This is a genomic window from Leucobacter sp. NPDC015123 (assembly GCF_043080205.1).
Taxonomy (GTDB): Bacteria; Actinomycetota; Actinomycetes; order Actinomycetales; family Microbacteriaceae; genus Leucobacter; species Leucobacter aridicollis_A.
Window position 1 is genome coordinate 118,495 of sequence record NZ_JBIBVH010000009.1, and the last position, 25,080, is coordinate 143,574.

Sequence of the window (25,080 nt, forward strand, 5' to 3'; positions counted from 1 at the left end):
GCCGCGAATCTATTTGAAGATGGGCGACTCGGTCGACGAGACGTCAATATGACTGACCGCGCGATCGCCGAGCGACTTCAGCATCGTCTCGAGGACGAGCGACTTCCGCTTCGTCTCCTCGGTGTTTCCCCAGAACACCTCGACGCCGCTCGCCAGCGTAAACGTCACGTCCTGCCCACTCGTCGAACTCACTTCAGCGAGCTGCGCGCGGAGCGCGGCAGGCATGTCACGCACCACGCGCGAGGCGGCCTGGAACCCCTTTGACGACGTGTTGCGCATGCCAGCGCTGCCGAGCGGCACCCCCTCGGGCCGCTCCGCAACGTCGCCAAGCACGACCCCAGCGGCGTCGTACAGGCGAAGCGAGTCCCCCTCTGCGATCGCGATGACAGGCACCCGCTCCTCAATCCGCACGATAAGCGTGCTCGGTGGCACGCGCTCGATCGCATAGCGTTGAATGAGCGGGAAGGGCTCGAGCGCGCGCAGCACGTCATTCTCGTTCACGAGCGCCAGGGGCACCCCGTTGAACTCAGTGAGCGCCTCGGCCACTTCGTCGACGTTCACGCTTGCAGCACCCTCGACCTTGATATCGCGCACAGACATGATCGGGGTAAACGCGCCGACGAGCACAAACAGCACGAGTGCCGCGACTGTCCCGAGCGCTATGAGCACGCGCCGACGTCGCCGACGCGACTCAGCGGTAAAGCGCTTTGTCTCGCGCTTCACGCGCCGCTTGTTTTGCCGCTCCGCGGCGCGCAGCCGCTTCTCGGCGGCGACGACTGGGTCAACCTCGCTCACTGCACGCCTGGGCAACAGCGCGCGGACTCTGTCCGGCGCGCTCCGAAGCCGAGCGACATCAAGCGAAGCCGAGACGTCACGTGTCTCCTGGGCATCAGCCGGATCAGGATCGCCTGCGCCGCCCTCTACGCCGGTCACCGTGTCGACTGCGTGGGTGCGTTCTGCGATCCATGCGCGCTCCGCGGCGCGCGCGGCAGTGTCGGCCGCCTCCTGCTCGCGCGCAGCGTCCGCACGGTTCTGGGCGTCGCGTTCAGCTGCCTCCCGCGCTGCCTGCTCGCGAGCAGCGGATTCGCGGGCGAGCGCTTCACGCTCGGCGCGGAGGTCGGCTGCTGTCCGCTCAGGGTCTTGCGGCCTCCCCGAATCAAACCCATCAGGACGCTTCACTCGCGGCCCGAATCCCCGACCGCCACGCCCAGCGCTTCGACAAGCTGCGGAACGATCTTGTAGACGTTGCCCGCACCGACGACGAGCACGAGATCCCCTGGGGCGGTGAGCTCAACGACCCGCGCGACTGCGGCGGCCCAGTCGTCGATGTATGAGGCGCGGCTGCGGTCTGCGAAGGCCTCGGTGACGAGCGCTCCCGTCGTCGAGGGGTCAGGCGCCTCACGCACGGGGTCAATCTCAAGCACGATCGTGTGGTCCGCGAGCGAGAACGCCTCAGCAAACTCCTTGAAAAACGTCCTTGTGCGACTGTAGAGGTGTGGCTGGTGCACGACGATGAGCTTTCCCGCGCCGGCGACCGAACGAGCGGAGTCGAGCAGCGCTGCGACCTCTGTCGGGTGGTGGGCGTAGTCGTCGTATACGCGCACCCCGCCAGGCTCGCCGTGTGACTCGAACCTGCGGTGCGTCCCAGTGAAACCTGCAACCGCACGCAGCGCGGCTCCCGGATCGAATCCGAGCCCGGTGAGCACAGCGACCACGCCGGCGGCATTGACGGCGTTGTAGCGCCCGAACACTCCGAGCTGCTCCGCGAATCGTTCGCCGGCGATCTCAAGCTCGAGGACGGCGCGATCAGTGGTGTCCACGGATACGATCCGAACGTCTGCGCCGTCCGCAAACCCAAAAGTGCGAACCGGAGCTGGAGTTTCGCCATCGCGCTCAGCGCGAAGCGCGGCGAGCACCTCGAGCGCGCCAGGATCGTCTGCCGAGATCACGAGCAACTCGCTCGCTCCCCTGGCGAAGTCAACGAACGCGGCCATGAAGTTCTCGCGCGAGCCAAAGAAATCAAGATGCTCGGGATCGACGTTGGTCACGAGCGCCACCTGCGTGTCGTAGATGAGAAACGATTTGTCGCTCTCGTCTGCCTCGATCACGAACAGGTCGTCGTCCCCCGCGGCGGAGGCGGTGCCGATGCCCGCGATGACGCTCCCGTTCACGAACGACGGGTCCGTGCCGAGCCCCAAAAGTGCGGTAGCGAGCATTCCTGTCGAGGTCGTCTTGCCGTGGGCACCCGCGACAGCGACCAGCCGCTTCGAGCGGGCAAGCCAGGCCAGCGCCTGCGAGCGGTGCAGCACCGGGATCCCACGTTCGCGGGCTTCGACGTATTCGGGATTGTCCGGCGACAACGCGCCGGTGACGACGAGCGTGTCTGCGTCCCCGACGTTCTCCGCGGCGTGACCGACCGCGATCTTGACGCCCGCGTCAGCAAGCGCCTGAGTGCTGTAGTTCGCGCCACGATCGGAGCCAGTCACCTGAACGCCCGCGGCGCTCATCATGTGTGCGATCGCGCTCATCCCGGCTCCACCGATACCGACGAAGTGCACGCGGCCGAGGTCCTCAGGGATCTCAAGCTGGGTGTCGGGATAGATCATCAGGGAGCCTCCTCAGGCTGTCGTGCGGGCGCCTCGTCGTGCGCCGAACCGGGTCCGGCTGCACGTTTGCGCGGCTTCAAGCGTACCGCCTTCGCCGTACGCGTCGCTGTGGCATGCGCGTCCTCCTCCGACGGCACAATGGGGGCCGCGACAAGCGGCGCGATGGCGACGATCGCGAGCGCGGCGGGTACCCCAAGCGCGGCGATGAGCGCGCCGATCACTGGCGGCAGCAGGCCCGACGCGAGGAACTGCCCGGTGTTCTGTGCCCCGAGGGCGCGGCCCGACCAGCGCGGCCCGGCGATCTCGGCGACGGCGGTGAAAGCAAGGCCATTGTCGGCGACGCTCACGCAGCTCACGAGTACAAACACGACCGCGGCTGGAATCGCCATATCGGCCCAACCGAAGCAAGCCGCGACAAGCAGTAGCGCGGCGCACGCGAACGCGATGATCCGGATCGGTCGCAGACGCGACCCGGCGTGATCGCTCCAGACGCCCGCGACGATTCGGCCAGCCGCCCCGATGAGCTGGGCTGCCGCGACGAGCGCCCCGGCCGCCAGCTCGCTCCACCCAAAGCCGATCACGAACCAGACGAGCCCGAAGGTCGAGAGCACGAACTGTGGAATGACGAGCAGCACGGAGACTGCATGGATCCGCAGCAACGTGCCAGACTCACGGTAAGGGCTGCTACTCACCTGGGCGAGCGTCTTCGCGGGAATCTGCGGGTCGACGACAATGATCGCGCACGCGACCAAGCTCACGGCGGTCAGCACGCCGCCAAACGCAAGCGCCCCGACGATGCCCCAGGCGTTCGCCGCCGCGGGCACCGCAAGCGCCGCGATCGCCATGCCCACGGGCTGGCATGTCTGGCGGATGCCCATCGCGAGGCCCCGCTTTTCAACCGGGAACCAGCCCGCGATCAAGCGGCCACTCGCGTTGTTGATGCACGCAGACATTGCTCCGCTCGCAACAAACGCGACCCCGAGCCAGACGAACCCCTGGGCAAGCATGGAGGCAGCAACCGCGAGGGTCGTGAGCGCGAGGCCTGTGATGAGTACCTTACGCTCGCCGAACCTGTCGGTGAGCGCGCCCCACGCGATAAGCGTGAGCACGAGTCCGAGGTGAGGTGCGCCTGCGAGCATCCCCGCGCCAGCGAGACTCATGCCCTGCTCAGAATGCAGGTAGGGAATAAGAAACGCTGGCGTTGCCGTGACGACCGTCGTAGCCGCCTGCCCGAACACCATCACCGCGAGCATCGCCCACGAACGCGGAGTGATGCCGGGTGCGGCGCTATCCTGCCGCAAGGGCTTCGCGGACAAGGTCGTAGAGCCTGGCGGTTCCGTCGAGCGATCCTGAACGCCGTGCGCGCTCGGACATCGCGCTGAGGCGCTCCCGGTCTGTGATGAGGGGCAGGAGCGTGCCGGTCACCCACTCGGGAGTGAGCTCACTGTCGTCAACAATGAGTGCCCCGCCTGCGGCAACAACGCCCGCCGCATTCGCCCGTTGCTCGCCGTTGCCGTGGCTGAGCGGCACGAAGACGGCAGGGACCCCGAGACCCGAGAGCTCACTTACAGTCGTCGATCCGGCTCGCGAGATCGCGAGATCGCATGCCGCGAAGGCCAGATCCATGCGGTCGCAGTACTCGATGACCGTGTAGCCCGCGACCTCCGGGTCCTCAATCTCGGTGAGTCCACCCCACACGTGCAGCACCTGCACTCCGGCGTCGACAATCGCCTTGGCCGAGCCAGAAATGCCGCGATTAATCGCCCGGGCGCCGAGGGAGCCTCCGGTCACCAGGAGGGTCGGCCTGTCAGGATCGAAGCCGAAATGGGCGCGAGCCTCGCCACGAAGCGCGGCAAGGTCGAGCTCCTCGATCTCGGGCCGAAGCGGCATACCTGTGACCCGAGCGTGCGCGATCGGCGTGTCGGCGAACGTGACTCCAACGAACTCGGTCGACCGTGCGCCGAGCTTGTTCGCCATCCCTGGCTTCGCGTTCGCCTCGTGAATCACGGAGGGGATGCCCTCCTTCGCTGCGGCCCGGTATGCGGGAGCGGACGCGTACCCGCCGAAGCCGACAACGACGTCGACGCCGCGATCCCGGATCAGCTCGCGAACCTCGCGGATTGCGCCGACATACTTCGCTGGAAAGGTCAGTGCGTAGCCGTTTGGCCTGCGCGGGAACGGCAGCCGCGCAATCGTCGACAGCTCGTACCCTCGCTCAGGCACAAGCCTTGCCTCAAGGCCTTCCTTCGTGCCGAGCACAACGATCTCTGCGTCTGCCTCTCTCCCGCGAATCCGATCGGCGAGGGCGAGCAGCGGGTTCACGTGTCCGGCGGTGCCGCCGCCAGCGAGGAGGTACGTTGTCATAGGGTCTATCGTCCCACGGATGCGCCCTGCGCAAGTTCCTCTCGGTAGGCCTTCGCGTCGCGCGCGACCGAGATCACGACCCCCATCGTCACAAGACACGACACGAGCGCGGTGCCGCCTGAGCTAATCAGCGGCAGCGGCACGCCGAGCACGGGGAAGATTCGAATCACCACGCCAATATTCACGAAGGCCTGCCCGACGATCCACACGAGCGCGCCGCCGACGACCGCACGGCCAAACCGATCTCGCGCCTGCGAGATCACTCGCAGCATCAGCACAGCCAACACGATGAACAGCACAATCACAAGCATCGCGCCAACAAACCCGAGCTCCTCGCCAATGATTGCGAAGATGTAGTCGTTGTCGGCGGCAGGGAGCCAGTTCCACTTCGCTTTCGACCCGCCGAGCCCGACGCCAAACATGCCGCCGTTCGCGAGGGCCCACAGGCCGTGCTGGGGCTGCCAGCCGATACCCGAGTAGTCTGACTCGCCGCCCGAGTGCTCGAAGAGACGCTTCATGCGGTTCTCGCTCGTGACGACGAAAAATATCGTCGCAATCACACCACCAGCGACGATGATCCCAAGCGACTTCAAGCTCACGCCACCGAAGTACATCGCACCGATCACCAGCGCCGCCATGATGAGCACGGTGCCGAGGTCACGACCCGCGAGCACGAGGCCAAGAGCGAGAAGCGCACCGGGGAGCACGATCGGTACGAGCTCGTGAGACACCTGCCCGAGGTATTTCTCCTTCTTCAGGAGCACCGCACCGATCCAGACGACGAGCGCGAGCTTGAGCGCTTCTGATGGCTGCGCCTGCATGCCGCCGATGAGCAGCCAGTTGCGGTTACCGCCGACCGCGAACCCCAGCGGCGTGAAGACGAGTGCCTGCAGCAACAGCCCTGCGCCGAAAAACCACCAGGCCCACCGCTTCCAAAAATCAAGCTTGCGCGTCGCCGCGAACGCCATGAGCGGTAGCCCAAGGCCCGCGAACACGAGCTGGCGCGTGAACCCTCCGAGACTCCCCTGATCCTGCGTGTATGACGTGACCGACGACGCCGACAGCACCATGATGAGCCCGATACCCGTGAGAAAGAGCGTGATCCCCCACAGCAATGCGACCGTGCGATTGTTGCCAGTCTTTGGGGCGGCGCCGAGCGATATCCGCGCACCCGCCAGGGCGGGCCGGGCACTCCCCTCGCCCGGCTCCCCGCCTCTGGCAGCCATCAGCTACTCCGCGTCCGCCGAAAGCTCCCGCAGCGCGTCCTGGAAGGCGCGCCCGCGGTCGGCGTAGTCAGCAAACTGATCCATCGATGCCGACGCTGGCGACAACAAGACAGTGTCCCCCGGCTGTGCGAACGAGGCTGCCTCGCGCACCGCGTCACGCATCACGGCAATGCCGCGCTCGGCGGTCACCTCGGCGACTGGAACGCCGGGAGCGTGCTCGGCAAGAATCCCGAGCACCTCCGAGCGCTCCGCGCCGATGACGACCGCGGCGCGGAGGCGGGACGCGTGCTCGGCAACGAGCGGCGTAATGTCGACGCCTTTGAGCAGACCGCCAACGATCCACACGACTCCGGAGAGCGCGCGCAGCGAAGCGTCTGCCGCGTGCACGTTCGTCGCCTTCGAGTCGTCGACCCAGAACACCCCTGCGTGCTCGCCGAGCTGCTGGGCGCGGTGTGCGTCGGGAGTGAAGCTCAGAACTGCGCTCGCAACCTCTGCGGGCTCAACGCCGCGTGAGCGGGCAAGCGCAGCCGCAGCGAGAATGTTCAGCCCCATGTGCGGCTGGCCGATGCCACGATCCTTCAGCTCCTCGACAGTGACGAGCTCGTAGGCCTCGTTCTGTCGCCCCGTGTGGAAGCCGCGGTCGACGAGAATCCCCTCGACGACACCGAAACCACTCGGCGGCGGAGTATCGAGCCCGAAGCTGATCGCGCGGGCGCCCTCGATAACGTCTGCCTCTTCGACCATGCGCTCAGTCTCGAGATCTCCTCGGTTGTACACGCAGGCGACCTGCGTGTTCTCGTAGACCCTCGCCTTCGCGTTGCGGTAGGCCTCGGCGCCGCCGTGCCAGTCGAGGTGGTCGTCCGCGAGGTTCAGGCACGCGCTCGCGTACGGAGACATCGAGCGGACGCGCTCCAACTGGAAGCTTGAAAGCTCGAGCACAAGCACGTCGTACCCAATGGGGTCGCGGAGCGCATCGAGCAGCGGCGTACCGATATTGCCGACCGGTGCCGCCCGCAGACCACCGGCGACGAGCATGTGCGCAGTGAGCTGAGTGGTTGTCGTTTTGCCGTTCGTTCCGGTGATGCAAATCCAGTCGGCGATCCTCGCCGTCTTATCGCGCAGCCGCCAACCGAGCTCGATGTCTCCCCAGACTTCAACGCCGTGCTCGCTCGCCCACTCAATCACTGGGTGATGCGCCGGGTAACCCGGCGAGATCACGATGAGCTCGGGATCAAAGCCTGTGAGCTCTGCGATCTGCGCATCGTCAGTCTCCGCGAGCGCACGCTCCGAACCAATCACGTCGAGCAACCGCTCGCGGTCGGCGTCAGGCTTGCCGTAGACGACGCGAACGCGGGAGCCAAGCTCGACGAGTGTGTCAGCAACGGAGAAGCCAGTCGCACCAAGACCGAGCACGGCGACTCGCAGCCCTGACCAGTCGTGGTGCCAGCTTGTCAGCGCGGCGAGACGATCCTGGACTGCGGTCATTGGCTCAGCACCCATTCTGCGTAGAAGCCGCCGATTCCGACGATCGCGAAAATACCTGCGATCATCCAGAACCTGACAACGATCGTCACTTCAGCCCAGCCTTTGAGCTCGAAGTGGTGGTGGATTGGGCTCATCAGGAAGATTCGCTTGCCCTTCGTCACCTTGAAGTAGAGCCGCTGCAGGATGACTGAGCCGGTTTCGATGATAAACAGGCCACCGATCAGGATGAGCAGGACCTCGGTGCGGGTGAGAATCGCGAGCGCAGCGATCGCGCCACCGATACCCATTGAGCCAGTGTCACCCATGAAGATCTGGGCGGGGTTCGTATTCCACCAGAGGAAGCCGGCGACGCCGCCGAGGAACGCCGCCGCGATCACCGCGAGGTCCATCGGGTCGCGAACCTCGTAGCAGCCGGCCTCGCCCGCGGTCGCCGCGCAGTTCTGTGCCGACTGCCAGAACCCGATAAGCACATACGCGGAGAACGCAAAGATCGATGCTCCCGCTGCAAGGCCGTCAAGGCCATCGGTCACGTTCACAGCGTTTGTGGTCGCAGTGACGATCACCATGACCCACAGGATCACCAGAATCGTGCCCGCGATGATCCCGAGGCTCATGAAGTCAAACGGCAGGTCACGGAAGATGGAGATATGCGTCGACACAGGCGTGAGGCCGTGCTCGTTCGCAAACTGCAGGCCAAGGAGCGCGAACGACACCGCAATCACGACCTGGCCAAAGACCTTCGCCCAGCCGCCGAGGCCCGCGGAGTTCTGCAACCTCGTCTTCATGAGGTCATCGATGAAGCCAACAGTGCCGGCGCCGACAGCCATGAGAATGACGAGCAGCGCCGACGGCGTCGGGGTCTCCCCCATGACAAGCTTGCCGACGAAGTAGGCGAGCACTGAGCCCGAGAGGAAGATCAGGCCGCCCATCGTTGGCGTGCCTCGCTTCGTCTCGTGCTCCTTCGGCCCGTCGACGCGAATCGGCTGCCCCCAACGGAGCTTGTTGAAGCCGCGAACAAATAACGGCGTCAGTAGCAGTGAATACAACAGCGAGAACCCCGCCGCGATGAGCATGGCAATCATGCGTATGCCTCCCCCAGGCGGTCTCCGAGGGCCTGCAGGCCCGCGGCGTTCGAAGACTTCACTAGCACCGTGTCATCGGTAGTGAGCATCTCGACGAGATAATCAAAAGCTTCGTCCTGTGTCTCGAAGAAGACGCTCTCGCCATCCCACGAGCCCTCGTTGATGGCGCTGATGTGCAGGTCGCGCGCGTCTCGGCCGACGACGACGAGCTGCCGGATCCGCAACCGCACGGCTTGCAGCCCGACTCTGAGGTGCTCTTCGATCGTGTAGTCCCCGAGTTCGGTCATTGCGCCGAGCACGGCGACCGAGCGGCCTTGAGGCTTCGTGATCTGGGCGAGCGTGCGCAAGGCGGCGCTCATCGAATCGGGGCTCGCGTTGTAGGCGTCATTGATGATCGTGATTCCGTCGCGACCGCCGAGCACCTGCATACGACCCGGAGCCGCCAGGGTCGCCGCTTCGAGCACCTCAACGATCGCGTCCAGCGAGAGGCCGAGCGTCGTTCCGACGGCTGCAGCAGCGAGCGCGTTCATGACGTGGTGCTCGCCGAGCACCCGAAACGCAACGGAGCGCGACTCGCCGCCAGCGTGCAGGGTAAACGTCGTGCCGCTTGCCGAAGGCTCGATATCGCTCGCACGGACATCTGCCTCCGGGTGCTGACCGAACCAGACAACCCGCGCTGGGGTGAGCTCAGCCATCTTGGCGACACGAGGGTCGTCGCGGTTGAGCACCGCCACACCGGTCGCGTCAAGGCTCTGCACCATTTCGCTCTTCGCGCGGAAGGTCGCTTCGATGCCGCCAAACTCACCGGCGTGCGCAAGCCCGACAGTGAGCACCACGCCAATATGCGGCTGAGCCATAGCCGTGAGCCGAGCGATCTCGCCGACGCCACTCGCACCCATCTCAGCGACGAGGGTCTCGGTCTCGGGCGTCGCGCGGAGCATCGTCATCGGCCCGCCGACCTCGTTGTTGAACGACTTCTCGCTCGCAACCGTCGGGCCGAGCTTCTCGGCCATCGCAGCGACCAAATTCTTCGTCGTTGTCTTCCCGTTCGAGCCCGTGATCCCGACGATGGTCAACTTGTCGTGTGCGCGCAGGCGCTGGATCACCTCGGTCGCGAGAGCGCCAAGTGCGTCAGTTGCGTCACCAACGACGAGCTGCGTGACGGCTGGAGCGCCGGCGTCGAGACCGAGTTCTGCGGCGCTGAGCTCGCGCTCCACGACAAGCAGCTTCGCGCCAGCTCGCGCGGCCTTTCCCGCAAAGAGGTGGCCGTCAGTGTCGTCACCGCGCCTCGCGAAGAAGATCTGGCCTGGCTGCACCTCGCGGGAGTCGGTCTGGGACTCCCCCGACACCAGGGTGTCAGGCGTGTCGCCTGGGGCGAGCACGAGCCTGCCCCCAATCGCGGCAGCGACCTCGGAGAAACTGAGTTCAATCACGCAAGCAATCCTGCCTCGCGGAGCGCGCCGCGTACTTCATCACGCGCCGAGTACGGGATAAACGCCCCGGCGACCTCCTGGTAGTCCTCGTGTCCGGGACCGGCATACAGAATAACGTCGCCCGGTTCTGCGAGCGAAATGGCGAGGCGAATCGCGCGCTTCGGATCCGCCTCCTCGTAGAGCGTCGCGTGGGCTGCCGAGCGAGCGCCCGCAAGCAACTGAGCGCGAATCTGCTCGGGTGGCTCGCTACGCGGGTGGTAGTCGCAGATGATGAGCGCGTCTGAACCAGCAGCGGCGATCCTGCCCATCTCCTCGCGCTTCGTCGTGTCGCGGTCGCCGTCGGCACCGAACATGAAGATGATCTTGCCCTCGGCGACCTCGCCGAGCGCGTCAAGCATCGCCTCAAAGGCCCCTGGAGTGTGGCCGTAGTCGACGTAGAACCGGGGCCCGGCGCCACCCTCGGTGATCTCCTCGAGCCTGCCGGGAATCTGCACGGGGATGAGCCCATTAGTGAGTCCCGCCTCAACCCTGGAAATAGGAATTCCCGCCTCGTGCAGCATGATGAGGGCGAGCGCGGCGTTCTCGGCCATGAACCTCCCGAACACCGGCACCCTGCCGCGGAAGTGTGCGCCCTCGGGGCCCTGAAGCACGAAGGCGACCCCGTCGAGATCCTGGGCGGTGATCGCGAGGTGCCAATCGGCGCTCTGGCCGTACTCGGTCGCGAGCGTTGTCACCGGGATCTGCGACTCGCGTGCGACGCGCTGCCCCCACGGACCGTCAACGACGACAACGCCGCGTGCGGCGTGCTCCGGGGCAAACAGCGCGAGCTTCGCCTGGAAGTAGGTCTCCATGTCGCCGTACTCTTCGAGGTGATCCTGCGAAAAGTTGTTGAACGCGACGACGTCGAAGTGCACCCCGTCGATGCGGTGGCGCCCGATGGCCTGCGCAGAGACCTCGATCGCGACTCCTTCGACACCCCGCTCAACCATGCGGGCGAGCAGGCCGTGCAGTTCGGAGGCCTCTGGGCTCGTGAGGTTCGACACGATCACCTCGTCGCCGATCCTGCGCTCAGCCGTCGAGCTCAGGCCCGGGCGCAGCCCGGCCGCCTCGAGAACCTGTGCGATGCAATACACGACGCTTGTCTTGCCGTTCGTGCCAGTCACGCCAAACGTCTTCGCAGCGAGCGCGTCAGTGCCGTAGACACGGGCCGAAAGCTCGCCGAGGATCGAGCGCGGGTGCACATCGGCGACAAGGATCGGGAGCCCGGCGACGCCTGCAGCGAGCGCGATGTCGCGGCCCGCAGCGTCAGTCAGCATCGCGGCCGCGCCGCTCGCGAGCGCCACCTGAGCGAAATTCGCGCCGTGATGCTTCGCGCCGGGAATGCCGACATAGAGGTCGCCAGGCTGGACATCACGCGAGTCGATAGTCACGCCAGTGACAACCACCTCGCCGTCTGCGTGTGCGAGTTCGAGAGAGAAGGGCTCAGCGAGCTGCGCGAGCGTCACCTTCTGCGGATGCTGGGGTCTGATCGTAAGATCACCGGTAGTGCTGGTCACGTGTATCGATCCTACCCAGCTGACGCGAGCTCATCGCCAATTGGCAACTTCTCGTACTTGCCTGTCGACGGCGGAATGTGAAACTTGCGGATCGTGGACTCGGCCGCATCGTGGAACGCAGTCACAGCCGCGGCGGTTCCGTCACCACCGTGCGGGTATGCGACTGTCGCCACGATCACGTACTGCGGGTCGTCCATCGGGAACATGCCTGCGAAGCTGTAGACGAAGTCAGTGCGGTAGCCACCCTGGCCGTCAGACTGCTCGGCGGTTCCCGTTTTTCCGCCGATCCGGTAGCCGGGAATCGCTGCCATGTCCTTGATGAGGCCGTCAGTGCCGATGGTTTCAAGCATCTTCCGGGTCTCGGCCGCCGCTTCAGGCGAAATCACCTTGACGTCGTCGCCGTGGTCGGGCGCGACAGCCTTCCCCTCCTCCGGCGTGCACTTCTTCACAATCGACGGCGGCACCCGCACGCCGTCGTTCGCGATCGTCTGGAAGACCCCGGCGGTCTGCACGATCGTCGACGACAGCCCCTGACCGAACATCGTCACGTAGCTTGTCTGCGCATCCCAGTCAGCGACGTCCGCGAACATTCCCTGGTCCTCGAGCGGCATACCGGCGTTCGTCGGCTGGCCCACCCCGAATTTCTTCAGGTACTCGTAGCGCGTCTCGGGCGAGAGCTGGCTGCCGAGCATCGAGATGCCGACGTTCGAGGAGTAGACGAGCGTGCCTGTGAGGGTCCAGTCGGCCGGGCCGTGGTTAAACCAGTCGCTGAAGGTAACGCCCGACTGCGGCTGCCAGTTGTCTGGCGCCGTGACTGTGCTCTGCGGCGTGGCGAGGCCCTTGTCAATGAGCGCGGCCGCGGTGATGATCTTGAATGTCGAGCCGGGCTCGTACGGCGAGGTGAAAGAGCGGGCGTTTCGCCTGTCACCGTCAACCGCACCAACGTCGTTCGGATCCACCGAGCCGTCCTCGGCGACCGCGACGAGCTCGCCCGTCTTCGCGTCCATGACGACGAGGTAGCCGTACTCGGCACCAACGTTCTGCACCTGCTCGTTGATGATCTGCTGGCTCGCCCACTGCAGGTCGAGATCGATCGTGAGCTCGACAGTGCCGCCGTTCTGCGCCTTTTTCGTCTCCACCACACTGCCGGGGAGCTGGATGCCGTCTGCGCCGCGCTCGTAGGTCTCTGCCCCGTCTTCGCCCGCGAGGCACTCGTCCTGCGAGAGTTCCACACCCGCCTGGGCGACCTCGTCCTGCCCGGCGAAGCCGACAATGTTGCCGCCGACGGCGCCGTTCGGGTAGACGCGCTTGTGCTGGCTTTCGAAAGTGAGCCACGGAATCTGCAGCTTTTTGAGCTCCTGCAGCTGGTTGAGGTCGACGCCCCGCTTGACGTACGCGAAGTCCGACTTCTTATCGACCTCGAGCGCGTCGTCGACGATCTTCTTGATCTCCGCGCCGCTCTGGCCCGTGACCGAGCCGATCTCCGCGTACGCCTGCTCGAGTGTGACGTCGATGGTGCCCGCGCCGCGCTCGAGATCCGGGCGGGTAAACCCGCCCTTGTTCACGAGGGTGTTCTTCGGCGAGAGCTGCACGTCGTAGCGCTCATCAGTCGTCGCCAGCACGTTGCCATTGCGGTCGACGATGTCGCCGCGCACGCTCGAGACAGTGACCGGAACTGCGCGTTTCTCGTGGGACTCCTCGTTCATCGCCGCGGCAGAGATCATCTGCAGGTCGATAAGCCGGACCATGAAGGCGAGCGCGACGAGCACGAGAATGGCGAAGACAACCAGGTTTCGCCCTCGCGTGCCTCGCAGGGTTCGCCACAACACTCGTTCGTCTCCTAACGGGCCCGCCGAGCGGACTAGTGCGTTTCTGGTGCGGGAAGTTTGCCCTGCCATGCTACGGCCGCGGCGGCGTCGACGATGGGAGCAGCCTGAGCGTTTCGGTTCGTGAGGAGACCCTTCGCGTCAACGACAGGCAGGTTCTCGAGCTGAGCGTTTGGCACAAGGTTCGGGCTAGCCTCGCGAGTCGTTGAGTTCAGGTCTCCCTGGATCGCACCATCGCTGAGGCGCATCGTCGCTGGGGCGACGTTTTGCACCATGCCGAGCGCGGCTGCATTCTCGACGAGGTTCTGAGGCGATGCGAGCTTGTCGAGGTTCTGCGACAGCACCCGTTCGACGCGGCCGAGGTCGCGCTCCTCGATCTCGAGCGCGCGGCTCTCATACGCGCCCTGCGACACGAGGATGCTGAGTGCGAGCTGAGCTGCGAATATTCCGAGGATGACGCATACGGCAACGATCGCGCCGAGCACCGGGCTCTTCTTCGGCTTCGCGGCCGGAGCCGGAACCGGGCGCAGTCGATCTGCGCGATCGCGCGAGGTGTCGCGCAGCGGCGCGGGCGCGCCGAACAGCTCAATCGGATCTACCTCGACGGGAACTGTTGCGTTCATCACATTTCCCTCACTCGTTCTGCCGCGCGAAGCCGTGCCGGGATAGCGCGCGGGTTCACTGCCTTCTCTTCGTCTGTCGCCTGCTCAGCGCCCTTTGTCAGGATGCGCAGCTCAGGCTTGTGTTCTGGAAGCTCGACGGGAAGCCCCTGCGGTGCCGTCGAGCGGCTCCGGCCCTGAATGGCCCGCTTCACGATGCGGTCTTCGAGCGACTGGTACGACATCACCACGAGCCTTCCGCCGAGGTTCAGCCTGTCGATCGCCGCGGGGATCGCGCGTTCAAGTGTCGCGAGCTCACCGTTCACCTCGACACGGAGTGCCTGGAACACCCGCTTGGCCGGGTGCCGCTTGCCGAGAACCGCGGCAGGGGTCGCCTCCTGCAGCACATCGACGAGCTGACCCGAGCGCTCGAGCGGGGCGACTTTGCGCGCCGCGACAATCGCCCGGGCGTAGCGACCTGCGAGCGGCTCCTCACCGTAACGTTCGAAGAGCTCTCGCAGTCGCCCCTCGGGCTCTTCCGCGAGAATCTCAGCCGCGGTGCGCCCCCGGGTTTGGTCCATGCGCATATCGAGCGGGGCGTCTTGAGCGTAGGCGAAGCCACGGTCGGCGTCGTCAAGCTGCAGCGAGGAGACGCCGAGATCGAACAGCGCACCGTCAATGCTCCGTGCGCCGGCTTCAGCGAGCGCCCTGTCGATCTCGTCGTAGACGGCGTGGACAGGCACGAACCGGTCGCCGAACCTTTCGAGTCTGGCGCCGGCAAGCTCGAGTGCCTCTGTGTCGCGGTCGAGCCCAATAACTGTGAGACCTGGGAAGCGTTCAAGAAGCGCCTCGGTGTGACCGCCCATCCCGAGCGTCGCGTCAACAACGAAAGCTCCGTCGCGCTCCGCGCCGGGGGCGAGAAGTTCAACGCAGCGGTCAAGCATGACGGAGGTGTGCAGCTCGGCAGGATTGCGTGGTGTGGGCTGGGCCATAACGTGTTCCCGGCTAGAACATGCCGGGAATCACCTCCTCTTCGATGTCGGAGAAGACTGATTCCTGCTCGGTCAGGTAGGTCTCCCATGCCTGGGCGTCCCAGATCTCGGCTCGCGAGCCCGCGCCAATGACGGCGAGCTCTCTATCGAGGCCCGCGTAGTCGCGAAGAGTCTGGGGAAGCGTCACGCGGTGCTGCTTGTCTGGCGTCTCAGGGTGTGCACCCGAAAGAAACACGCGGAGGTAATCCCTTGCCTGCTTCGACGTGAGCGGCGCCTGCCTGACTCTGTCGTGCATCGCCTCGAACTCGCTCTCGCTGAAGACGTAGAGGCAGCGCTCTTGGCCACGGGTGATCACGAGTCCGTCGGCGAGTTCGTCGCGAAACTTCGCGGGGAGAATCAGCCGGCCCTTCTCGTCGAGGCGCGGAGTGAACGTGCCGAGAAACATAGTCCACTCCCCTCCTCATTCGATACGTTTCTCCCACGGTACTCCACTTCCCTCCACTTATCACGCAAATGGCCGTTATTTCTCGAATAGATCTCGAAAGTTCTGTTGATTTGAATGGTGGAGCAAAGTGGAGCGATTTTGGGCGGTTTCGCGCTCTTTTGCGCTCGCCGGTGCATTTCCGGGCACGGAGAGCCGCAGTGCCAGGCAGAAAGGGTGGCCTGTACGCAGGCCCAGTGGCTCGGAGTGCGGTGTCTCAGTAGCCCAGCTGCTCAGCAGCTCGGCTGCTCAGCGGCTCGGCGGCTCGGCTGCTCAGCGGCTCAACAGCTCGGCGACTCAATAGCTCGGCGACTCAGAGGTGCGGCGACTCAGCCCAACGGCCCACCAGCAAAGCCACGCCCCATAACCCGCAGATCTGCAGTACAAATCGTGGTCTCCAAGCATCCGGGCATTTCTCGTGCAGATCCCAGGCGCAACGGTTGGCGACGGCCGACTCGAAAGGGGCATAAAAAAACGGGCCACAGCCGAAGCTGTGACCCGTGTGGAGGAAAGTGGGGCGACCTACTGGCCGCCCATCCGCTCATCCCAGCGGCGTTCCATGCGATCTGCAAGCGATTCCTTGGCCTGCGCCGTCTGACGGGCGCTTGAGGAGAACTGCTCTGGCTCAACCTCTGTTCTCTTCGAGAACATCACAAGCACACCACCAAGCATGGCGACGAACCCGAGAAGACCGAGCCACAGCTGCTGCATGGCGGCCCCACCGATGAGCAGGCCGATGCCAGCGAGCGCGAGCAGCGTGCCAAGCACGAGCGAACGGTAGTTAAAACGACGCGGCACGCCCGTCGATGCAGGAAGCAGATCAGCCTCGCTCTGATAGAGCCGACGCTCCATCTCGTCGAGCAGCCGCTGTTCGTGTTCTGACAGCGCCATGATGCCCCCTTCACCTTTAGAAAAGTCTTCCCATCCAGTCTACGACCACGGCCGCCGGATAGGCTAGTCGGGTGGACGAAACGACGAGACTCGCAGGCCTTATTCAGGAGCGATTGAACGACATCATCGACAGCCACCGCGCAGACCTCGAGCCGCTCGGTCCAGACGCGGCTCCGCTGCTCGACGAGGCCAAGGACTTCCTCACCGGCGGCAAGCGATTCCGCGCCCTGTTCGCCGTACACGGGTATCGCGCCGTGCGCCCCCTCGACATTGTCGGCCCGGTGACGACCGAGTTCGGCGCTGTCCTCGACGCCGCGTGCGCCCTTGAGCTTTTCCACGCAGCAGCGCTCATCCATGACGACGTCATCGACCGCTCCGACACGCGCCGTGGCCGCCCAGCCGTCCACAAACGCTTTGCCGGGCTTCACGGCGAACATGGCCACCGCGGCGCGCCCGAGCACTTTGGCATTTCGAGCGCGATCCTGCTCGGCGACCTCCTCCAGTCGTGGTCAGACGAGCTCATGAACCGCGCCTGCGACGCGGTAGCTGAGTCGTCCTTCTCGCGGGCAGCCCGCGCACACTTCAACAGGATGCGCAGCGAAGTCGCTGTCGGCCAGTACCTCGACGTGCTCGAGGAGCAGCGCTCAAGCTTCGCCGAACACGCGGAACAGCTCGACCGCTCCACTCGTGTGCTCGTCTACAAGTCGGCGAAGTACAGCGTTGAGGCACCGCTCCTCATCGGCGGGGCGCTCGCTGGCGCTAGCGCAGAACAGGAGGCTGCCCTCGCGGGGTTCGGTCTCCCTGTCGGAGTCGCGTTCCAGCTACGCGACGATCTCCTTGGCGTCTTCGGAGATGAAGAGCTCACGGGCAAGCCGAGTGGTGACGATCTCGTCGAAGGCAAGCGGACGGTGCTTGTGACACTTGCGCGCGAGGCGCTGCCCGTGACCCAGCGGCGCATTTTCGATGACCTGCTCGGCACCGACCTCGATACCGAGCAGGTGTACATGCTGCAGCGCACCATTCGCGACAGCGGCGCTGAACAGCAGGTCGAACAGATGATCACGCGAAACATCGACCGCGCGCACCGAGCACTCGCAGAGCTTGACGGCGCAGCGGCAGAACGCCTGAGCGCTCTCGCCGGCCGCGCCGCCAGCCGGAGTTCTTAACTCAGAACGCGAGCGACTGTGTGGCGCGGCGTACCGCGCTCTTGTGACCGGCGACGAGCGAGTCGATCGGCCGCACGCCGAGTTCGTCGTTCACCGAGAACAGCCAGTTCATCGACTCCTCAGAGTTGAGCCCGGCGTCGCTGAGCGCGAGCAGCGTGCCGCGCAGGGAGTGTAGCGGCTCGTTGTCGTCGTTGATGAACTCGACTGGCACCCGCCGAACCCCGTCGATGCGCACGATCGCGAGATAGTGGTCTTCAACGAGGCGGTGTACCTTGCCGAGCGGGATCCCGAGGCGCTCAGCGACTTCGGGGATAGTAAGGGTCGAGCCGATTGATGCAGTATTCTCTGACACCCCATAACTCTGCCAGCGTGTTCCCCGAAGCGCAATCCGCAAGCACACGGCGCGCGGCAGGGTATGCGCATGCAATCTTCCGTAGACTTTCCCCGTGACCCCTGCCACTATCGACCCGCTTATCGGGCAGACGCTCGACGCGCGCTACGTGATCCGCTCACGCATTGCCCGCGGCGGTATGGCAATGGTCTACCTTGCGCACGACCTGCGGCTAGAACGCAAGGTCGCCGTCAAGGTGATGCACGAACACCTCGCTGAAGACGCAGACTTCACACGACGCTTCGACCGCGAGGCTCGCAGTGCTGCACGCCTCTCGCACACGAACCTCGTGAACGTGTTCGACCAGGGTCAAGACCTTGGCAGGGTCTACCTCGTCATGGAATATCTGCCGAGCATCACGCTCCGCGAACTCCTCAAGAAGCAACAGCGGCTGACGCTCGATCAGAGCCTCGAGATCGGCGAAGCCGTGCTCGCTGGCCTCGCGGCGGCTCACAACGCTGGGATTGTGCATCGGGATCTCAAGCCCGAGAACGTGCTGCTCGTAGACGACGGCAGGATCAAGCTTGGCGACTTCGGCCTCGCACGAGCGGTGAGCGCAAACACGACGACGGGCCAGGCCCTGCTCGGAACGATCGCGTACCTCTCCCCCGAGCTTGTCACCCGCGGCGTTGCCGGTGAGCGCAGCGATCTCTACGCGTTCGGCATCATGCTCTACGAGATGATCACGGGCTCCCAACCGTTCACCGGCGAACAGCCAATGCAGATTGCGTACCAGCACGCGCACTCGGACGTGCCCGCGCCATCGGAATCAGGCGATGTCTCGACTCCCGCACTCGACAGTTTCGTTGTGTGGCTGACGCAACGCGATCCTGAACTTCGGCCAGCGAACGCGGGCGAGGCGCTCCTGCATATGCGCGAACTCCGCAACGACCCGTATGACATGCCCGAGGCACTCGCGACAGCCGTGCTCCCGATTGGGCAGGGCCCCGGAGACACAACCGTGCTGCCCGGCAATGCGTTCGACGACGCCGCGACGACGCGCCTCACTCCATCCACGACAGTACTGAACGGTGTCGAACAGGCATCCCTGCAGGCTGTCACCCGGGACGCCGCGGTCGCGCCTGCAGCCGCCGCGACGAGCACCGATCGCGCACACGTCCAGGGCGTTCGCCGCGCTCGCAGGGGCAGAACCATGGCGCTCATCGTCACCGCACTCGCCGTCGCGACAGGCGCCGGAGCCTTTTGGTTCGGACAGGGACCAGGCTCCGCCGTCACAGTTCCCGAAGTCTCTGGCATGACAGTTGCCGACGCTCAGGCCGAACTTGAAGCGCTCGACCTGACCGTTGCGGTGACAGACTGCTCGAGCCTCGAGGTCGAGGTTGGCCTTGCCTCGGCAGTGACCCCGGACCCGGGTTCTCGACTCGACCGCGGCTCCGAAGTCACGCTCTGTAAGTCGACGGGCCCGGAAATGCTTGCCGTGCCAACGCTTGTCGGCCTCCAGCTTGACGATGCCACAGCGCTCATCAGCGACAGCAAGTTCACATTTGGCGAGGTGTCCGACACCCGATTCTCGGACACGCCCGAGGGCCAGGTGCTCGCCGCTCTCGACGCCGACGACGCCGAGATTGGCAGCACGTTCCCAGAGCGCGGCACTATCAACCTCATCGTCTCTGCAGGCCAACCTCCGTCGGTCAACGGTCTCACAGTCGACCAGGCGACAAGCGTGCTCAGCAAGAGCGAGCTCACAGTCGATAGCGCCCACAACACCGAGGTCATTTCAGACGATGTCCCCAAGGGTCAGGTCGTCGCCGTGAACTGGACGACAGACCCAGTTCGACCTGGCGACACTGTCGGCCTGCAGATCTCGACAGGACCCGAGCTCTTCGAGATTCCTGACGTGTCAGGGCTCGGTCTCCAGGAAGCAATGGACACGCTCGCAGGCGCGGGCTTCTCACCCTCGACGCTCGTGCCTGAGGCGCTGCGCGGATTTGCCAAGGCGACGGGCACGAATCCGGCAGCTGGCGAGCGGGTCGAAGCCGGAACCGAGATCAGGATCACCTCTCAGCTCTCGCTCTAGGCGGCCAGGCTGCCAGGTGGCCAGGTGGCCAGGTGGCCAGGCGGAAGCAGCTCACGAGCGGTCGCACCTCAGGGACGGACGCAGCTCGCAGAAACAACTCACCCGCTGAGGCCAGGCTCTCGCGAGCGTGCCCTCAGCGGGTTTCAGTTGGTTAGCGTGCGCCAGCGCCCACGGTTCGCTTCAGCTCTTCAGCAACCTGGAACGCGAGCTCCAGCGACTGCATGTGGTTCAGGCGAGGGTCGCAGACTGACTCGTAGCGTGTCGCGAGCGCCTCCTCGTCGATGTTCTCCGAACCACCAAGGCACTCGGTAACGTCGTCGCCGGTGAGCTCGACGTGGATGCCGCCGGGGTATGTTCCCACCTCACGGTGTGCCTCGAAGAATCCGAGCAGCTCATCCATGACGTCACCAAAGCGGCGTGTCTTGAAGCCCGTCGCCGTCGTAATGCCGTTCCCGTGCATCGGGTCGGTGACCCACAGCGGCTGCGCGCCCGCGTCTCGCACGCCAGCGAGCAGGCCTGGGAGCACGTCCCGGATCTTTTCAGCGCCCATACGCGTGATGAATGTCAGGCGGCCTGGCTCCCGCTCAGGATCGAGCTTGTCGATGAGCCGCAGTGCGTCGTCAGTCGTGGCCGTCGGGCCGAGCTTCACGCCGATCGGGTTGCGAAGCTTCGACAGGAAGTCGACGTGTGCGCCATCGAGGTCGCGGGTGCGCTCGCCGATCCAGAGCATGTGCCCTGAGGTGCCGTAGAGCTCGCCTGTGCGCGAATCGATCCTCGCGAGCGGGCGCTCGTAGTCGAGCAGCAGCGCCTCGTGACTCACGTAGAACTCAGTCTGGGTGAGCGCCGTGTGGTCGACCCCGCACGCATCCATGAAGCGGAGTGCGCGATCGATTTCAGTCGCGAGGGCCTCGTACCGCTGGTTCGCGGGGTTTGAGACGAAGCCCTGGTTCCAAGAGTTCACCTGGCGCAGGTCAGCCATCCCACCCTGCGTGAATGCGCGAATGAGGTTCAGCGTCGAGGCTGAGACGTGGTAGCCGCGCACGAGACGGCTCGGATCCGCGGTGCGCGAGGCCGCCGTGAAGTCGTAGCCGTTCACGAGGTCACCGCGGTACGCGGGCAGCGTGACACCCTCGCGGGTCTCCTCGTTGCTCGAGCGGGGCTTCGCGAACTGCCCGGCCATGCGACCGACCTTGATGACTGGCATCGAGGCGCCGTAGGTAAGCACGACTGCCATCTGCAGCAGCGTCTTCACGCGGTCGCGGATCTTGTCTGCTGTCGCCGCCTCAAACGTCTCGGCGCAATCGCCGCCCTGCAGAAGGAATGCCTCGCCGCGGGCGGCGCTTGCGAGCCGCTCGCGGAGTTGGTCTACCTCGCCTGCAAACACGAGTGGCGGCTGCGTTGAGAGCTCTTCTTTCGCATACTCGAGCGCGGCGGCGTCGGGCCAGCTCGGCTGCTGCTTTGCCTCGAGTGCACGATATGCATCGAGCTGCTCAAAGGTCTGCTGCGCCGTCAGGGTCTCTACGCTTGCTGCGTTCATGGCCATCCCGTGTGTATCTCAAAGGCACCGCCCCAATTAGCGGCACCACTCAACACTACCCAACACGCCGCGCCGACGTGGCATTCCAGACCACAGCCATGAGCGAACGCGCCAGCTAGGAGCCCGCGCGCTCGCGAACGCTCGACGCGTACACGTCGACGTATTCCTGGCCGCTGAGCTCCTGGATCGCGAGCGTGATCTCGTCGGTCACGCTACGCAGCACGAAACGGTCAGCGCTCATACCCTCGAAACGTGAGAAATCGAGCGGCTGGCCGATCACTGTACCGATGCGCCGGATCTTCGGGAACTTCGCGCCGATCGGCATCGCCTTCTCAGTGTCGATCATCACAACTGGAACGACCGGGACGCCTGACTCAAGCACCATCCGGGCGACGCCAGTTCGGCCACGGTAGAGCCTGGCATCAGGGCTGCGAGTGCCCTCCGGGTAGATCCCAAGGACGTCGCCGCGGTCAAGCACCTTGAGTGCGGTGTTCAGGGATGCCTCAGATGCCTTACCCCCCGAGCGGTCGATTGGCAGCTGACCGACTCCGAGCATGAAGGTCTTTACGAGCCACCCTTTCAGCCCTTTACCGGTGAAGTATTCGCTCTTCGCGAGGAAGTACACGCGTCGCTCGATCATGATTGGCAGGAAAAACGAGTCGATAACCGATAGGTGATTCCCGACAAGAATTACGGGGCCAGTCGCCGGAATGTTCTCGGCTCCCTCCACCCACGGCCGGTACACCGCTTTCAAAAAGGGCCCGACGATCAGGTGTTTAAAGATCCAGTAAAGCAAAGTGAGCTGGTTCCCTTCGTAGAGCTCCAGAATAGCGGAGCCGCGCGCCCACAGGCGCATAGAGATAGGGTGAGAGCATACATGTTCGCAGCGAAACCGCTGCGAACAGCGTCCGACACGAGGTACAAAGGAGTTGCCGTGAAGCTGTCAGAAACACCACTGCTCGTTCCCCCGGTTCCCGAGGATAACATTACAGACCTTCTCGAACAGCGGGTGGCAGCCACCCCCGATCGCCCCCTCTTCGCCACACCGTCGAATGGCGGCTGGACTGACATCACGGCGACCGAGTTCAGAAACCAGGTCGTTGCCCTCGCCAAAGGCTTCGTCGAGGCTGGCGTCGAGCCAGGAGACCACATCGCGTTCATGTGCAAGACGAGCTACGAGTGGACGCTCGTCGACTTTGCGCTGCACTACGCCGGCGCTGTCATGGTTCCCGTCTACGAGACCTCGTCGGCGCTGCAGATCCACTGGATCCTCGAGGATTCGGGAGCGCGAGGGTTCATCGTCGAGACAGGCGATCAGTTCGGCAGGTTCGCAGAAGTCCAGGATCAGCTCACTCAGGTTGATCTCGTGTGGCGCCTCGACGAGGGCGCAATCGCTTCGCTGACGTCGAAGGGCGCGGGTGTCGACGACGCCGAGATCGAGCGTCGCCGAAACCTTGCATCAGGCGATGACATCGCAACGCTGATCTACACCTCGGGTTCCACCGGTCGACCGAAGGGCTGCGTACTTACCCACTCGAACTTCGTCGACCTGTCTCGCAACGCCGGCAGCGCGCTGTCGGAACTCGTCCAGCAGCCGGGCGCCGCGACGCTGCTCTTCGTCACGCTCGCCCACGTCTTCGCCCGCTTTATCTCCGTGCTGTGCGTGCACGGTGGCGTGCGCGTTGGCCACCAGGCAGACACCACCCAATTGCTCCCTGCGCTGAGCACCTTCCACCCCACCTTCCTTCTCGCGGTACCCCGCGTATTCGAGAAGGTCTACAACTCGGCTGAGCAGTCGACTGAGGCTGAGGGCAAGGGGAAGATCTTCCGCACTGCGGCGAAGGTCGCAGTTGAGCACTCCGAGGCGCTCGATGCTGGCAACGTGCCGTTCATGCTCGGCCTGAAGTTCAAGGTGTTCGACAAGCTTGTCTACTCGAAGCTCCGTGAGAAGCTCGGCGGCCGCGTCAAGTACGCAGTGTCGGGTTCTGCACCCCTGAGCCAGTACCTCGGCCACTTCTACAGGAGCCTCGGAATCAAGATCCTCGAGGGCTACGGCCTGACAGAGACGACGGCTCCGGTCACCGTAAACCTGCCCGACAAGTTCAAGATCGGCACTGTCGGCCCCGCGCTACCCGGCCACACCGTTCGAATCGCCGAAGACGGTGAGATCGAAGTCAAGGGAATCGACGTCTTCAAGGAGTACTGGAACAACCCTGAGGCAACGAAGGCAGTCTTCACCGAGGACGGGTTCTTCAAGACCGGCGACCTCGGCTCGCTCGATAGCGACGGCTACCTATCGATCACCGGCCGCAAGAAGGAGATCATTGTCACCGCTGGTGGCAAGAACGTTGCGCCTGCGGCTCTCGAGGATCCAATCCGCGCGAACACGATCATCAGCCAGGTCGTTGCAGTCGGCGAGCAGAAGCCGTTCATTGCGGCGCTCGTCACGCTCGACATGGAGATGCTGCCTGCCTGGCTGAAGAACCAGGGTGAGAACCCTGACATGACTGTCGAAGAGGCCGCGCGCCACCCGAAGGTGCTCGCCGAGGTGCAGCGTGCCGTCGACGAAGGCAACAAGTACGTGTCACGGGCTGAGTCGATTCGCAAGTTCGTCATCCTGCCGACTGACTTCGTCGAAGCGAACGGTCACCTCACTCCGAAGATGAGCATCAAGCGCGACAACATTTTGCGCGACTTCGCGTCGGAGATCGCCGACATCTACGGCGAAAACCCGCAGACTGAGGCGGTCCAGACGCAGCACTAGCCTGCACAAGACGCATGTGGGGGTGCTCCGACTCAGAGTCGGAGCACCCCCCACATGCGTTTCGTGTGTGTCCGCGCGGCTAGAACCACGTAGAGGTGCGGATCTGCCCCATTGCCTCGCCGCGGGCCTCGCGGTCGAGCCGTGAGATGTACAGCTTCCCGTCAAGGTGGTCGCACTCGTGCTGCAGGGCCTGAGCTTTCAGCCCCGTGCCCTCGATCGTGATCTCGTTGCCCTCGAGGTCGATCCCGCGCACCTTCGCGTACGGGTAGCGCATGACCTCGAACCACAGGCCAGGAACCGACAAACAACCCTCGCCCGTCGGCACGGGCTCCCCCGATACCTCAACGAGCTCAGGGTTCAACACGTACTCGACGTGGCCGTCGATGTTCAAGCTGAACGCACGCACGGTGTAGCCAATCTGCGTTGAGGCGAGCCCGGCCCGGCCCGGCTCGTCAACAGTCTCAACGAGGTCGGCCACGATTGCGTGCACCCCCGAATCGACCTCGGTCACCTCCTCGCAGACCGTGCGCAGCACCGGGTCACCGAACAATCGAATCTCGCGTTTTGCCATAGCTTCGATGCTATCGGCTCAGCGCAAATCGCTGCCGTTTTGGAAGAACACCCAACAGTTTCCAATCGGAAT

General features: G+C 64.7%; 21 protein-coding genes. 3 read left to right on the forward strand and 18 right to left on the reverse strand.

Translation table 11 applies throughout. The features are described from left to right. Positions 1 to 9: 9 nt before the first annotated feature. From ACF07D_RS14820 to ACF07D_RS14885, 14 genes are all read right to left on the reverse strand, one after another. Positions 10 to 1,179, reverse strand: coding sequence for an FtsQ-type POTRA domain-containing protein (locus tag ACF07D_RS14820; protein ID WP_391505418.1), 1,170 nt, complete (start codon positions 1,177 to 1,179; stop codon positions 10 to 12). Continuing rightward, positions 1,176 to 2,606 (reverse strand): UDP-N-acetylmuramate--L-alanine ligase, encoded by a 1,431-nt coding sequence (murC, locus tag ACF07D_RS14825; RefSeq protein ID WP_391505419.1) that lies wholly within the window; start codon positions 2,604 to 2,606, stop codon positions 1,176 to 1,178. Before murC ends, ACF07D_RS14820 begins: the two co-directional genes overlap by 4 nt. Then, positions 2,606 to 3,922, reverse strand: coding sequence for an MFS transporter (locus ACF07D_RS14830; protein ID WP_391505420.1), 1,317 nt, complete (start codon positions 3,920 to 3,922; stop codon positions 2,606 to 2,608). The genes murC and ACF07D_RS14830 overlap by 1 nt, the downstream gene beginning before the upstream one ends. Next, positions 3,894 to 4,970, reverse strand: coding sequence for a glycosyltransferase (locus tag ACF07D_RS14835; protein ID WP_391505421.1), 1,077 nt, complete (start codon positions 4,968 to 4,970; stop codon positions 3,894 to 3,896). Before ACF07D_RS14835 ends, ACF07D_RS14830 begins: the two co-directional genes overlap by 29 nt. A gap of 5 nt (positions 4,971 to 4,975) precedes the next feature. Beyond that, on the reverse strand, positions 4,976 to 6,196 hold the full coding sequence (locus tag ACF07D_RS14840) for an FtsW/RodA/SpoVE family cell cycle protein (RefSeq protein WP_391505422.1): 1,221 nt from the start codon (positions 6,194 to 6,196) through the stop codon (positions 4,976 to 4,978). 3 nt (positions 6,197 to 6,199) lie between these two features. Then, complete coding sequence (murD, locus tag ACF07D_RS14845) at positions 6,200 to 7,681, reverse strand: UDP-N-acetylmuramoyl-L-alanine--D-glutamate ligase (protein WP_391505423.1); 1,482 nt, start codon at positions 7,679 to 7,681, stop codon at positions 6,200 to 6,202. Continuing rightward, complete coding sequence (mraY, locus tag ACF07D_RS14850) at positions 7,678 to 8,763, reverse strand: phospho-N-acetylmuramoyl-pentapeptide-transferase (protein WP_119279322.1); 1,086 nt, start codon at positions 8,761 to 8,763, stop codon at positions 7,678 to 7,680. Before mraY ends, murD begins: the two co-directional genes overlap by 4 nt. Then, positions 8,760 to 10,196, reverse strand: coding sequence for a UDP-N-acetylmuramoyl-tripeptide--D-alanyl-D-alanine ligase (gene murF, locus ACF07D_RS14855; RefSeq protein WP_391505424.1), 1,437 nt, complete (start codon positions 10,194 to 10,196; stop codon positions 8,760 to 8,762). Before murF ends, mraY begins: the two co-directional genes overlap by 4 nt. Continuing rightward, a complete protein-coding gene (locus ACF07D_RS14860; RefSeq protein WP_391505425.1) occupies positions 10,193 to 11,752 on the reverse strand; it encodes a Mur ligase family protein in 1,560 nt (519 codons plus the stop codon). The genes murF and ACF07D_RS14860 overlap by 4 nt, the downstream gene beginning before the upstream one ends. Positions 11,753 to 11,763: 11 nt before the next feature. Continuing rightward, positions 11,764 to 13,581, reverse strand: a complete 1,818-nt coding sequence (locus tag ACF07D_RS14865; protein WP_255809584.1) for a penicillin-binding protein 2 — start codon at positions 13,579 to 13,581, stop codon at positions 11,764 to 11,766. 32 nt (positions 13,582 to 13,613) lie between these two features. Beyond that, complete coding sequence (locus tag ACF07D_RS14870; RefSeq protein WP_119279314.1) at positions 13,614 to 14,201, reverse strand: hypothetical protein; 588 nt, start codon at positions 14,199 to 14,201, stop codon at positions 13,614 to 13,616. Beyond that, a complete protein-coding gene (gene rsmH, locus ACF07D_RS14875) occupies positions 14,201 to 15,169 on the reverse strand; it encodes a 16S rRNA (cytosine(1402)-N(4))-methyltransferase RsmH (protein WP_255809583.1) in 969 nt (322 codons plus the stop codon). Before rsmH ends, ACF07D_RS14870 begins: the two co-directional genes overlap by 1 nt. 13 nt (positions 15,170 to 15,182) lie before the next feature. Beyond that, on the reverse strand, positions 15,183 to 15,614 hold the full coding sequence (gene mraZ, locus ACF07D_RS14880) for a division/cell wall cluster transcriptional repressor MraZ (RefSeq protein ID WP_119279310.1): 432 nt from the start codon (positions 15,612 to 15,614) through the stop codon (positions 15,183 to 15,185). A gap of 558 nt (positions 15,615 to 16,172) precedes the next feature. After that, on the reverse strand, positions 16,173 to 16,541 hold the full coding sequence (locus tag ACF07D_RS14885) for a DUF3040 domain-containing protein (protein ID WP_119279308.1): 369 nt from the start codon (positions 16,539 to 16,541) through the stop codon (positions 16,173 to 16,175). Between the two features lie 71 nt (positions 16,542 to 16,612). Here ACF07D_RS14885 and ACF07D_RS14890 point away from each other — a divergent pair, with 71 nt between their 5' ends. Continuing rightward, on the forward strand, positions 16,613 to 17,707 hold the full coding sequence (locus ACF07D_RS14890; RefSeq protein WP_391505426.1) for a polyprenyl synthetase family protein: 1,095 nt from the start codon (positions 16,613 to 16,615) through the stop codon (positions 17,705 to 17,707). A 1-nt stretch (position 17,708) separates the two neighbouring features. Here ACF07D_RS14890 and ACF07D_RS14895 read toward each other — a convergent pair whose 3' ends face one another. Next, positions 17,709 to 18,059 carry an Rv2175c family DNA-binding protein gene (locus ACF07D_RS14895; RefSeq protein ID WP_119279303.1) on the reverse strand — a complete coding sequence of 117 codons (351 nt, stop codon included), beginning with the start codon at positions 18,057 to 18,059 and terminating at the stop codon, positions 17,709 to 17,711. Between the two features lie 94 nt (positions 18,060 to 18,153). Between ACF07D_RS14895 and pknB the strand changes: the two genes are divergently transcribed. Continuing rightward, positions 18,154 to 20,136, forward strand: coding sequence for a Stk1 family PASTA domain-containing Ser/Thr kinase (pknB, locus tag ACF07D_RS14900; RefSeq protein ID WP_391505427.1), 1,983 nt, complete (start codon positions 18,154 to 18,156; stop codon positions 20,134 to 20,136). 151 nt (positions 20,137 to 20,287) lie between these two features. On the opposite strand, the gene ACF07D_RS14905 is transcribed toward pknB, so the two are convergent. Both ACF07D_RS14905 and ACF07D_RS14910 read right to left on the reverse strand, forming a co-directional pair. Next, on the reverse strand, positions 20,288 to 21,679 hold the full coding sequence (locus ACF07D_RS14905; protein WP_391505428.1) for a class II 3-deoxy-7-phosphoheptulonate synthase: 1,392 nt from the start codon (positions 21,677 to 21,679) through the stop codon (positions 20,288 to 20,290). 109 nt (positions 21,680 to 21,788) lie between these two features. Then, entirely contained in the window at positions 21,789 to 22,469 is a 681-nt protein-coding gene (locus ACF07D_RS14910) for a 1-acyl-sn-glycerol-3-phosphate acyltransferase (RefSeq protein WP_119279602.1), read from the reverse strand. A 138-nt stretch (positions 22,470 to 22,607) separates the two neighbouring features. Here ACF07D_RS14910 and ACF07D_RS14915 point away from each other — a divergent pair, with 138 nt between their 5' ends. Beyond that, the gene (locus ACF07D_RS14915) at positions 22,608 to 24,437 is read left to right on the forward strand and encodes an AMP-dependent synthetase/ligase (RefSeq protein WP_391505429.1); all 1,830 of its coding nucleotides are present in this window, start codon (positions 22,608 to 22,610) and stop codon (positions 24,435 to 24,437) included. 79 nt (positions 24,438 to 24,516) lie between these two features. Here ACF07D_RS14915 and def read toward each other — a convergent pair whose 3' ends face one another. After that, positions 24,517 to 25,008 carry a peptide deformylase gene (def, locus tag ACF07D_RS14920; RefSeq protein WP_391505430.1) on the reverse strand — a complete coding sequence of 164 codons (492 nt, stop codon included), beginning with the start codon at positions 25,006 to 25,008 and terminating at the stop codon, positions 24,517 to 24,519. Positions 25,009 to 25,080 lie beyond the last annotated feature (72 nt).

Excerpts from the sequence above, each read along its gene's own strand:
- mraZ (WP_119279310.1), bottom strand. The coding sequence starts at position 15,614 with ATGTTTCTCGGCACGTTCACTCCGCGCCTCGACGAGAAGGGCCGGCTG.
- mraY (WP_119279322.1), bottom strand. The coding sequence starts at position 8,763 with ATGATTGCCATGCTCATCGCGGCGGGGTTCTCGCTGTTGTATTCACTG.
- rsmH (WP_255809583.1), bottom strand. The coding sequence starts at position 15,169 with ATGGCCCAGCCCACACCACGCAATCCTGCCGAGCTGCACACCTCCGTC.
- murD (WP_391505423.1), bottom strand. The coding sequence starts at position 7,681 with ATGACCGCAGTCCAGGATCGTCTCGCCGCGCTGACAAGCTGGCACCAC.
- def (WP_391505430.1), bottom strand. The coding sequence starts at position 25,008 with ATGGCAAAACGCGAGATTCGATTGTTCGGTGACCCGGTGCTGCGCACG.
- ACF07D_RS14870 (WP_119279314.1), bottom strand. The coding sequence starts at position 14,201 with ATGAACGCAACAGTTCCCGTCGAGGTAGATCCGATTGAGCTGTTCGGC.
- ACF07D_RS14835 (WP_391505421.1), bottom strand. The coding sequence starts at position 4,970 with ATGACAACGTACCTCCTCGCTGGCGGCGGCACCGCCGGACACGTGAAC.
- ACF07D_RS14905 (WP_391505428.1), bottom strand. The coding sequence starts at position 21,679 with ATGGCCATGAACGCAGCAAGCGTAGAGACCCTGACGGCGCAGCAGACC.
- ACF07D_RS14840 (WP_391505422.1), bottom strand. The coding sequence starts at position 6,196 with ATGGCTGCCAGAGGCGGGGAGCCGGGCGAGGGGAGTGCCCGGCCCGCC.
- ACF07D_RS14885 (WP_119279308.1), bottom strand. The coding sequence starts at position 16,541 with ATGGCGCTGTCAGAACACGAACAGCGGCTGCTCGACGAGATGGAGCGT.
- murC (WP_391505419.1), bottom strand. The coding sequence starts at position 2,606 with ATGATCTATCCCGACACCCAGCTTGAGATCCCTGAGGACCTCGGCCGC.